The following is a 9,306-nucleotide window of genomic DNA, read 5'->3' on the forward strand; positions in this document are numbered from 1 at the left end:
AAAATGAGCGCTACCTCGCCACGCTGCTCTTCGAGGCGCCGAAGATCTCTCCACAAAAGACAGCCTCCAAGGGCTCGAATATTAGGAAATCGTAATGCGGTTGCCCTGGACCGATTCTCAGCGGAAGTACAGTGGTGACCGCGGTCCATTGAACTGAAAGTACCAGATGACTGGATACGCGCAGCCGCCGTCGCGCCTGCGTCAGGAGCCACTCCTGTACTTGCTGACGGTTGGATGCTTCACTGTTGCTTCCCATCCTAATCCGCAAACCGCCGGCCATTTTTGCAGGGAGTCTTCCACCGATGAAGTTTCTCGTTTTGCTCATGCCACCAGCCCCATGACTGCAGCGACGAGGGGATTTGGGGTACCGTGGCGGGGATCTCCGCAGTCGACCCCGAAACCCACGTCGGCGAGATCATGGGCGAGCGCTCGGCGCACATCGGCGACGGCATATTCGGTGTGACGCGCGGCGGCATAACGCCGCGCCGGGGCCTGCGCCAAGCTGACCGCGTAGAGCCCGGTGATGGTGGTGGCGACCATGCAGAACTGGAGATGGTCGGTGACCGCATCGGGATTGCGGGTCTGCGTCCGGGCACTGCCGATCTTCTGCTTGATTTCTCCGAATCCGGCTTCGATACGCCATCACGAAAACCGCCATAGATGCGTTTCTGACAAACCCCCAAACCTCGATTGTAGGGCGTTGTTGGAACTTGCGAAATGGCTGGATCACCGGCATGACGCGCAAGGCTCCGATCCACTGGAGCACACTGCCGCCGCGGCAGCGAGAGCGCCTGATTGCCCTGCTGAGCCGCTTGGTCGAACACCGGCTGAGCGCACAGCCGGAACGGCAGAGGAGAACGCCGATGAGCACTGTCCTCTCGCCCGTGTGCAGTGCGCCGACCAACCTGGCGTACGGCAAGATCCAGTCCTCACATCTGCAGCGCCAAGCGGTGGTCTACGTGCGCGAATCCACGCTGCAGCAAGTGGAGCACCACCAGGAATCGACCCGGCTGTAGTACACCTTGGTGGATCGGGCGGTCGAGCTCGGCTGGTCCCCTCGCAGCTCCTCCTGATCGATGAGGATCTGGGCCGTTCCGGTGCCAGTGCCGAGGGTTGGCCCGGCTTTCAGCGGCTGATGTCCGAAGTCGGTCTGGACCATGTCGGCATCGTCCTCGGCATCAAGATCTCGCGCTTGGCGCGCAGCTCGCGGGACTGGTATCAATTGCTGGAGGTCTGCGGACTGTTCGGCGACCCTGATCGGGATGCCGACGGGATCTATGATTCGCAGAACTACAACGACCGGTTGCTGTTGGGACTGAAGGGAACGATGTCGTGTTGTCGGTCACTTTGTTTCACCGCCCAATTCCCGAATTATTTCGTGCGGAATGCTCGCGGCTTTCCGCACTGATGACCCCCGGTGGCGCAGTGTTGGCAGGTGGAGGAGTGCGAGGAGCCCGAAGGCAGCGTGTCGGGTGCGTCGCGGCGGTGTTCGACTCGCTTGGGTCGGGCGCCTGTGGGGAGGGTGCCCGGAAGGTGGCGACCCGCCGGGCGCGGGTCGGTCAGAAGGGAAGCGGATCGTCGAAGCCGGCGCCGAAGAGGTCCAGTTGGGTGATGGCGTCGGGCGGCGGGTCCGGGTCCGGATCGGTGTCCTCGCTGGAGAGCCACTGCTACACGGCCGCTCCGTAGCGCGCCTGCATCTGCACGAGCAGTTCATCCCCACAATCGTGGAGGGGATAGGTGTGCGTCTATGCGGGCGCCGCCCAACTCTCCATGACTTGCGGGGCGGACATCTTCTTTTGGAGATCCTCAATCGACGCGGCAGCTTCACCTCGGTCGAAGATCTCCAAAGGAAGCTGTCCGCGTTCATCGACGTCTCCAACGCCACCGTGGCCAAGCCGTTTCGCTGGACCTAACAGGGTAAACCCTTGACGCTTTAGCAACGAAAACGGTCTCGGGATTTCCTCTCGGCCGGCCGGAGGACCAAGCAACCTGACAACTCTGACAGTTACCTAAGCGCCAGATCTACCGTGGAATAGCTCTCGTTTTCTAAACGCGTTAGAGGGCTTGGCCATGGAGATAGTTTCAGTGGTTTCAGGGGCTCAGGTGGCTCTGCCGCGAGGGGTGTATTCACAGGTTTCCCGCTATCGCCAGAAGGTGTTCGTCGAGCGCCTCGGTTGGAATTTGCGGGTGGATAATGGAGAGGAGCGGGATCAGTTCGACCGGTCGGACACGGTCTACGTCGTGGCGCGTGACGCCCATGGGCGTGTGACCGGCTGCGCGAGGCTTCTTCCCACCACCCGACCCTATTTGCTCGAAGAGGTTTTCCCCAGATTGCTCAACGGCGCACCGCCGCCCTCCTCGCCGGAGGTATGGGAGCTCTCCCGCTTCGCCGCCGTGGATCTCAACCGCTCCCCGACTTATCCGTCGCATCAGAACTCCTCGCCGACCGCCGTCGACCTGCTCAAGGAATCGATCACTTGTGCCGCTGCTCGTGGTGCCAAGCGGTTGATCACCGTCTCACCGATCGGGGTGGAGCGATTGCTGCGGCGGGCTGGCTTTCATGCCCACAGAACGGGGCCGCCAATGGTGGCCGAAGGACACCCTGTAGTCGTTTGCCTGATTGAAACGGAACAGCCCGCGGCAGGACTCTGATCCGCCGTGAAGACACGCTGGGGCCACAAATTAAAACCGAACATCTAGGAGTGTCAAGGCCATGGCAGATACGGCACTGCTGTCGCTGCTTTCCAAACCGATCATTGGCAAACACTATCGGGATCCTGCCTATTTAGATCAATTACGGTGCATCTTCTCAGAGTATGGCTATGTCAAATTGACTGAGTTCTTCATCAAGCCCGTTTACGAGAGCTTGGTGGCCGAGATCGGCGCCATACAGAGGAAGAAACGGAAGCGAGATTTCCAGATGCCCGGCTACGCTACACCGCGGATCATGTCAGTCGTTAGCGGAAGCGAAATACTCGAATCGTCTGTGCTGCTTGTAACGCTGTACGGCCACTGCGAACTCAGGAAGACCCTTGCCACGATCATCGATCACGATATCTTCGGCGTCCACCACAGGGAGGAGTTGATGGTGGTGAATCTCCTTGAGAAACGAGGAGACACCCACGGTTGGCACCTCGACGATCCCCGCTATGCCTTCATAGCGGTATTAAAAGCGACTCCCAACGATCAGGGAGGTTCGGTCGAGTACATAAGCAATTGGCGAAGCTTGTGCGCCGAGCATGGGCTGGGCGCGGAGCAAAATGTTGACAAAGGGGTGGAGTTGGCAGCGAGTCGCGGCATGATAAGGCAGGCCCATCACAAAGCCGGAGACTGTTACCTGCTCAATGCGGGAGAATGTCTGCATCGCGTCACACCGTTGGCAGTCGACAAGAGCGAGCGATGGGTATTAAACATGGCATTCGACGATCGAATGTCGATCCCGTTCGGCGCGACCGCGGACTTATTGTACGGAGAGCACCCGTGAACTCTGGAATGGGAATTGCCGCGTCACTCATGGGTAGCGAGTTCGCCGAGAAAGTCATCCTCATCACCGGCGGCGGGCACGGGATCGGAGCGGCTGCAGCGAGGTGCTTCGCCGAAGCGGGAGCACGGGTCGCGTTAGCGGATGTTGATCGGCAAGCTGGCGACCGCCTTTCCGAAGAGTTGATCGCCCATCACAGGCAGGCGCTGTTCGTGGAAGCCGACGTCTCTGAAGGCCGGGATTGTAAATTGGCTGTCGAGCGAGTCCTCGATACGTTCGGCTGCATCGACATCCTCTTCAACAACGCCGGCATCACCCGGCGTGCTAATGTCGTGGAGACGACCGAAAAGGAGTGGGACGCGGTGATAGATACCAATCTCAAATCGGTTTTCCTGATGTGCAAATACGTTGTTCCGGTGATGGCATCCAATGGCGGAGGCGTAATCATCAACACTGCTTCCGGCTGGGGTTTGGTTGGTGGAAAAGAGGCGGTTTCCTATTGTGCATCGAAGGGAGGCGTGGTCTTGCTGACCAAGGCGATGGCTCTGGATCACGGCAAGGACAATATTCGCGTGAACTGTATATGTCCCGGGGACACGCGTACCAGAATGTTGGTCGAAGAGGCACGGCAACTGGATCTGTCAACCGATGATCTGATCGAAGAGGGGATTTATCGCCCGTTGGGCCGGGTCGGTGAGCCAGGCGAGGTTGCTGCTTCCGTTATGTATTTGGCGTCGTCCCTCGCGTCGTTCGTCACCGGTACGGCGTTGGTGGTCGACGGTGGCGGGCTGGCGGGAAGCGCGTAGTGCGGCTCCGCTCTTGAAACAGGACCAATGGGATGAATGCTGTTATCACCGCCAACCCCAGGAGCGCGTTGCTCCGAGTGGCTGAGCTAGCATACCGCTACCACGGCCTCAAGCTGCCGATCGAAGACAACCCTGAACTGTGCCAGGTTCTTTCTCGAATACCAGTAACGACGAAGGCTGACCTGACCGCTCGCGGGAATGAGCGTGAGGAGGAATATCTACGCCACGCAGTCTTGTTCAGCGAAACTTCCGGATCGACCGGAGTTCCTCTCCAGACCCCAAGGGGGACGAAGGATCTGCAATGGAACATTCTCAATCAGATCGCTGCTTACAAGACGCACCTTGAACCGGGCGTGGACCGTATCGCGGTGATCCATCATTCGGTGCTCAGCCCCTTCGTAGAGGCTTCGTGTCACGCACTGAACCTAATGGGGGTCGGCTATGTCCGGCTCTTTCCGATTCCGGGAATCTGTAGCTATGAGCGAATCCATTCCGTGCTCTCCCGGTATCGCATCACAGCCATCATGACCACACCGACCCTGGCCTACAAGGTGCTTTACGAAACGAGGGAACTGCGAGCGAACAGCGACGGCAACCAGCCGCCATTACGCAAGGCGTTGCTGACCGGTGAACTGATCACTCTGGAGTGTGCAGCCAACATGGAAGCGATTCTCGGTCCGGGAAGCCAAGTCATACCCTTTGTCTATGGTTCCAGCGAGACCGCAACGCTGATGATCGGAACCCACGACGGACGCTATCTGCCGATTCAGGAGGACTTCGTTTTCGAGGTACAGCCTGATGAAGGCGCGGGAGCCTCCGCCCAGGGGGAGATCACCGGAAGACTCCTGGTCACTTGGTTGCGGGACGGAATGCTGCCGATCCTACGCTATGACACCGGCGACCGCTTTACATGGGTGAAGACGGATGACTCGGGCTATTTTCGTTTCGAGGGACGAGTGGCCGGCTGGCGGATCGAACCCGCCCGTGCGAAGATGATCGATCAAGCAGTGTTCTCTCTGCCACTGTCCATTTACCACTATCAGTACGAGATCGAACGGAAGCGGCTGTCGATCGTTACCAGCGGGAGCGCACACGATACAAGCCCAATTGAACGCGCTCTTCTTGACGGGGGACGCCTACCGGCAGATACGCTGATCGCGATCGATCCGCCGGAGAGCGATTTCTACGGTTTCTCGCCTTTAGCCAAGTTGTCCCGAATCGTCTGAGCGAGGCGGCATGTGGGCAGCTCGCAGATGATAGCGGGCCGGGCGGAGGTTGATTCGGTTCGCCTTCAACGCGTTGTCGACAAACCACCCTGAAGAGGACTTTCCGATGCCACACTGGCTCATTACCGATCTCATGATTGTAACCAGCTATGGGCTACTGCATACGGTGCTTACGACGAAGCCGCTAGTTGCCTTCTACAACAACTTGTTCCCCAGCTATACTTGGAATCTCTTCTACAGCACTGTATCCGTCATCACCCTGTTACTCGGTTTCCACTACTGGGAGAGTTCCGGCGTCTACCTTTTTCAGCTCACGCCTGGCAGTCTTGCCTACCACGCGAGCACCTTCATCCTGGCGTCCTCGCTCATCGCGTTCTTCTATTTCTTCAAATTCACCACATCGTTCTGGCAGTGGCTTGGGGTGAAACAAGTGGTACTGCGGATTTGCGGACAGGAGCAGCCTGCGTACTACCGAGTGCGTCTGAAGGGGATCAAACGCTACATCCGTTTTCCCCACCATACCGCTCTTATCGTGCTGTTCTGGACTCATCCGGTGATGACCCTTGACACACTGTTCCTGGCCGTGAGCGCCACGATCTACCTCTACCTCGGTACCTATCACCAGGATCTGCGTGGCTTGGCCGCCATCGGTCGGGATTGGCAGGAATACCGCGCCAACACAGCCCTACTTATCCCAGGCCCCCGGATTATCGCACGGATGATCCGGGACATTTCTTCCGGCGACGAAGGCCATGACTCACCGGAGAACAAAACCGCTGAGAGCAGCGTACTGGAGAGACCTTCGGGGGGTGCCGCCTTCGCATCGAAGGAGCCTGCCGCCTAGCCCAGTTTGCTCACTAAGATGGCAAACCCGCGCTTGTCTTTGCGCCAATTCGCCAAGGAGCGTCACTATGTTCGCTGAAAGTTTAAAGGACCTGCAAGCCGAATTGATCGAGCATCCGATCTACCGTGCCGTTGAGAGCGTGGATGAGCTGCGCAGGTTCATGCGCATTCACGTTTTCGCTGTATGGGATTTCATGAGTCTGGCCAAGAGCCTGCAGAATTCCCTCACCTGTACCCAGATTCCCTGGGTTCCCCCGCTGGACGAGGCCTCGGCGCGGCTGATCAATGACATCATCCTCAACGAGGAGTCCGATGTCGACCGCGCCGGGGTCGCTGCGAGCCACCTGACCCTCTATTTGAAGGCGATGCAGGAGATCGGTGCACCGACGGATCTTTTCGATGAGTTCTTGAGCCATGTTAAGAAGGGGGCTGCCGTTGACGACGCACTACGCGAGGCCGGTGTTCCGGCTTACGCGCAGGAATTCGTGAGTTCGAACATCTTCTTGGCGAACCATGGTAGCGTAGAGGAGGTTGCGAGCTGCTTTCTGTTCGGCAGAGAGGAATCCATCCCGATAATGTTCCGAGCCCTATTACATAAGTGGGGCATTGCTGTGGATGAGGCTCCCGGCATGATCTACTATCTGGAACGGCACATTGAGTTGGATAGTAAGCAGCATGGCCCCGCCGCGACGAAAATCCTGGAGAAGCTGATTGGAAATGACAGTGTGCGTCATGCCAAAGCGCTGCACAGTGCGCAGGAGGCAATCAGGGCGCGGATTCGGCTCTGGGACGGACTGCTCGACCAGTTTTCCATCGGGCAGGAGCGGATCAACCAGGTGTCCGCGTTTGCCGAATTAGTACACGAGTGAGCCGGTGATCGACCAGAAGGAGATAGCGAAATGATGTCTATTGATGCTCTTGAGGCGAAGCGAGAAGGGGCGGAGGGGTATCCCGCCTACTTCACTGAACGCCGTCGTGACTCGAAACATTCGGATTTTCATGAGGGCGCGGACGCAAAGGGGGAGCGAGCTTCATCACAAGGAGCTTTCGACGAGGGAATCACATCTCGTTCAACTCGGCAGCCGGAGGGGATCTAGAATGGAAAAAGTCTACAGTAGCGGCTCTTGGGAGAAGGCCGTAGCCTATTCCCGAGCAACAAAAGTCGGCGGTCACGTATTCGTGTCCGGTACAACTGCAGTCGATTCGGAGGGAAACATAGTCGGACCTGGAGACGTCTACGCCCAATGTAAATTCATCTTCGAGAAGATTGGAAAGGCACTCGCGGATTTGGGTGGGACGTTTAACAATGTGGTGCGCACCCGCACCTTCATCACCGATATAGACCGCTTCGAAGAATTCGCGCGGGCCCATGCCGAAACGTTTGTCGGGATTGACCCTGCTGCGACATGCGTTGGGGTCTCGCGTCTGGTCGATCCGAGTCTCATGGTAGAGATCGAAGTCGACGCGATCATCGAATGGTAGATCTGGTCATGAGCAGACAGAGTGGTTCCTATGCGTTCGTCGAATTTGACGATACCGAACGTCGACGTCTTGTCATGCAGGGTAGTGCAACCTGGTCGTTCGAGCGAGAGTTTCTGGAGTGGACTGGCTTGAAGGCCGGGGATCGGGTGGCGGACGTCGCGTGTGGCCCCGGTGTCATTTCCCGGCTTATGGCGGAGTACGTCGGCGACGAAGGCTTCGTCACAGGCATTGATATCAGCGATGAGCTACTGAAGATCGCGGAGACGATCAAGCGTGAAAACTCCGCTTTCGAGCAGGGCTCCGTATACGATCTTTCCGATCATCGACAACAATACGATTTTGTCTATGTTCGCCTGCTTTTTCAGCACTTGGAGCGCCCTTTGGACGCGATGAGTCAGATCTTCTCGATCCTCAAACCAGGCGGTAAAATTTGTGTGCTCGATAGTGATGAGAGCGTGTTCGGGATCTTTCCGCCCCACGAAGACCTCTCTTTCCTGATCCGAGAGACTCAGGCGCTCCAGGCGCAGAGGGGCGGCGATCGGTTCGTCGGCGGCAAACTTGGTTATCTGATGCGAGCCTCAGGATTCGAGCAGGTCGCTCCTCGAATTTTTGTCATGACTCCTGAGAACATGGGACGGGACACATTTCTCGATGTTGTTTTGAAGTTTCGGCCGCAATTATTTCCAGCTGAATTCAGGAAAGAGGCGACCGAGCGGATGCAGGCGATCTATGATCACGCGCTCAAGCATATGACATATGGCCATAACGGCTCGTTCGTGGTGAAAGCAGTGAGGCCGTCACCTGGACCGGCGACCAGAGAGAAAGCCTGAGCGCTTGGCCGGTCCTCGCCTGCACTCCGGCAGCAATCGACTCCAGCAAGTCGATAACCAGACCGAGCAAAGGTTCGATCCGCTGGAATTACCGTACGCGCACGGGATGGCACCCTCATGCGGGTAGCCCGCCCCTGGTACTTGTGGTAAACGATGGTCTCCTTGCCCCCTCTGTCAGGATAGTTGTGTGTGCTGCAGCAATGCAGCTTCGGTCCGGCATTATGTAGTGCTCGGCCGGAAACCCCGTTTTCTCCCGTCCCCGCACTCCGCCCTGAATGGCGGCCGGGTGCCACCGATCGCCGGATGTCCTTGGCGATGATCCAGATCGGGGGCGCCGGCGTAGGGACATAGACGCACGTGGATTTTCACCGCGACATCCGGATCGGCCGGCGGCTATTTCCAGATTCGATCGCCAGGGACTGGCGTCACGCACGGTGATGAAAGCAGGACCATGCTCGTCACCCGGTGCCAAGATGCGAAGCAAATCCAGGCATAACTGCATTGTGCTGGAAGAGAACGACCCGGCGGCCCAGGGCAATCGCATCACGTTTTCCTAATATTCGGGCCCTTGGAGGCTGTCTTTTGTGGAGAGATCTTCGGCGCCTCGAAGAGCAGCGTGGCGAGGTAGCGCTCATTCC

General features: G+C 58.0%; 11 protein-coding genes. All 11 read left to right on the forward strand.

From position 1 onward, the window contains the following. Positions 1-369: 369 nt before the first annotated feature. The 11 genes from CKO25_RS19885 to CKO25_RS19930 all read left to right on the forward strand — a co-directional run bounded on the left by CKO25_RS19885 (position 370) and on the right by CKO25_RS19930 (position 8,668). On the forward strand, positions 370-660 hold the full coding sequence (locus CKO25_RS19885; RefSeq protein ID WP_200389695.1) for a hypothetical protein: 291 nt from the start codon (positions 370-372) through the stop codon (positions 658-660). Positions 661-734: 74 nt separating this feature from the next. Beyond that, positions 735-1,016 (forward strand): hypothetical protein, encoded by a 282-nt coding sequence (locus CKO25_RS21420; RefSeq protein WP_242467773.1) that lies wholly within the window; start codon positions 735-737, stop codon positions 1,014-1,016. A 68-nt stretch (positions 1,017-1,084) separates the two neighbouring features. Further along, a complete protein-coding gene (locus CKO25_RS21425) occupies positions 1,085-1,408 on the forward strand; it encodes a recombinase family protein (protein ID WP_276569069.1) in 324 nt (107 codons plus the stop codon). 662 nt (positions 1,409-2,070) lie between these two features. Next, the gene (locus CKO25_RS19895) at positions 2,071-2,652 is read left to right on the forward strand and encodes an acyl-homoserine-lactone synthase (RefSeq protein WP_200389697.1); all 582 of its coding nucleotides are present in this window, start codon (positions 2,071-2,073) and stop codon (positions 2,650-2,652) included. 61 nt (positions 2,653-2,713) lie between these two features. Then, on the forward strand, positions 2,714-3,484 hold the full coding sequence (locus tag CKO25_RS19900) for a HalD/BesD family halogenase (protein WP_200389698.1): 771 nt from the start codon (positions 2,714-2,716) through the stop codon (positions 3,482-3,484). Further along, positions 3,481-4,287, forward strand: coding sequence for a glucose 1-dehydrogenase (locus CKO25_RS19905; protein WP_200389699.1), 807 nt, complete (start codon positions 3,481-3,483; stop codon positions 4,285-4,287). Before CKO25_RS19900 ends, CKO25_RS19905 begins: the two co-directional genes overlap by 4 nt. A gap of 32 nt (positions 4,288-4,319) precedes the next feature. Then, positions 4,320-5,513, forward strand: coding sequence for an AMP-binding protein (locus tag CKO25_RS19910; protein ID WP_200389700.1), 1,194 nt, complete (start codon positions 4,320-4,322; stop codon positions 5,511-5,513). A gap of 106 nt (positions 5,514-5,619) precedes the next feature. Beyond that, positions 5,620-6,357 (forward strand): hypothetical protein, encoded by a 738-nt coding sequence (locus CKO25_RS19915; protein WP_200389701.1) that lies wholly within the window; start codon positions 5,620-5,622, stop codon positions 6,355-6,357. 67 nt (positions 6,358-6,424) lie between these two features. After that, complete coding sequence (locus CKO25_RS19920) at positions 6,425-7,225, forward strand: DUF3050 domain-containing protein (RefSeq protein WP_200389702.1); 801 nt, start codon at positions 6,425-6,427, stop codon at positions 7,223-7,225. A gap of 229 nt (positions 7,226-7,454) precedes the next feature. Beyond that, positions 7,455-7,838: a RidA family protein gene (locus CKO25_RS19925; RefSeq protein WP_200389703.1), complete on the forward strand. Its 384-nt coding sequence runs from the start codon at positions 7,455-7,457 to the stop codon at positions 7,836-7,838. Then, entirely contained in the window at positions 7,832-8,668 is an 837-nt protein-coding gene (locus tag CKO25_RS19930; RefSeq protein WP_200389704.1) for a class I SAM-dependent methyltransferase, read from the forward strand. Before CKO25_RS19925 ends, CKO25_RS19930 begins: the two co-directional genes overlap by 7 nt. Positions 8,669-9,306 lie beyond the last annotated feature (638 nt).

It is taken from the genome of Thiocapsa imhoffii, from assembly GCF_016583985.1.
Taxonomy (GTDB): Bacteria; Pseudomonadota; Gammaproteobacteria; order Chromatiales; family Chromatiaceae; genus Thiocapsa; species Thiocapsa imhoffii.

What these genes read in the sequence shown, in the direction of transcription:
- CKO25_RS21420 (WP_242467773.1), top strand. Translation starts at nt 735, where the DNA reads ATGACGCGCAAGGCTCCGATCCACTGGAGCACACTGCCGCCGCGGCAG.
- CKO25_RS19895 (WP_200389697.1), top strand. Translation starts at nt 2,071, where the DNA reads ATGGAGATAGTTTCAGTGGTTTCAGGGGCTCAGGTGGCTCTGCCGCGA.
- CKO25_RS19900 (WP_200389698.1), top strand. Translation starts at nt 2,714, where the DNA reads ATGGCAGATACGGCACTGCTGTCGCTGCTTTCCAAACCGATCATTGGC.
- CKO25_RS19910 (WP_200389700.1), top strand. Translation starts at nt 4,320, where the DNA reads ATGAATGCTGTTATCACCGCCAACCCCAGGAGCGCGTTGCTCCGAGTG.
- CKO25_RS19915 (WP_200389701.1), top strand. Translation starts at nt 5,620, where the DNA reads ATGCCACACTGGCTCATTACCGATCTCATGATTGTAACCAGCTATGGG.
- CKO25_RS19920 (WP_200389702.1), top strand. Translation starts at nt 6,425, where the DNA reads ATGTTCGCTGAAAGTTTAAAGGACCTGCAAGCCGAATTGATCGAGCAT.
- CKO25_RS19925 (WP_200389703.1), top strand. Translation starts at nt 7,455, where the DNA reads ATGGAAAAAGTCTACAGTAGCGGCTCTTGGGAGAAGGCCGTAGCCTAT.
- CKO25_RS19930 (WP_200389704.1), top strand. Translation starts at nt 7,832, where the DNA reads ATGGTAGATCTGGTCATGAGCAGACAGAGTGGTTCCTATGCGTTCGTC.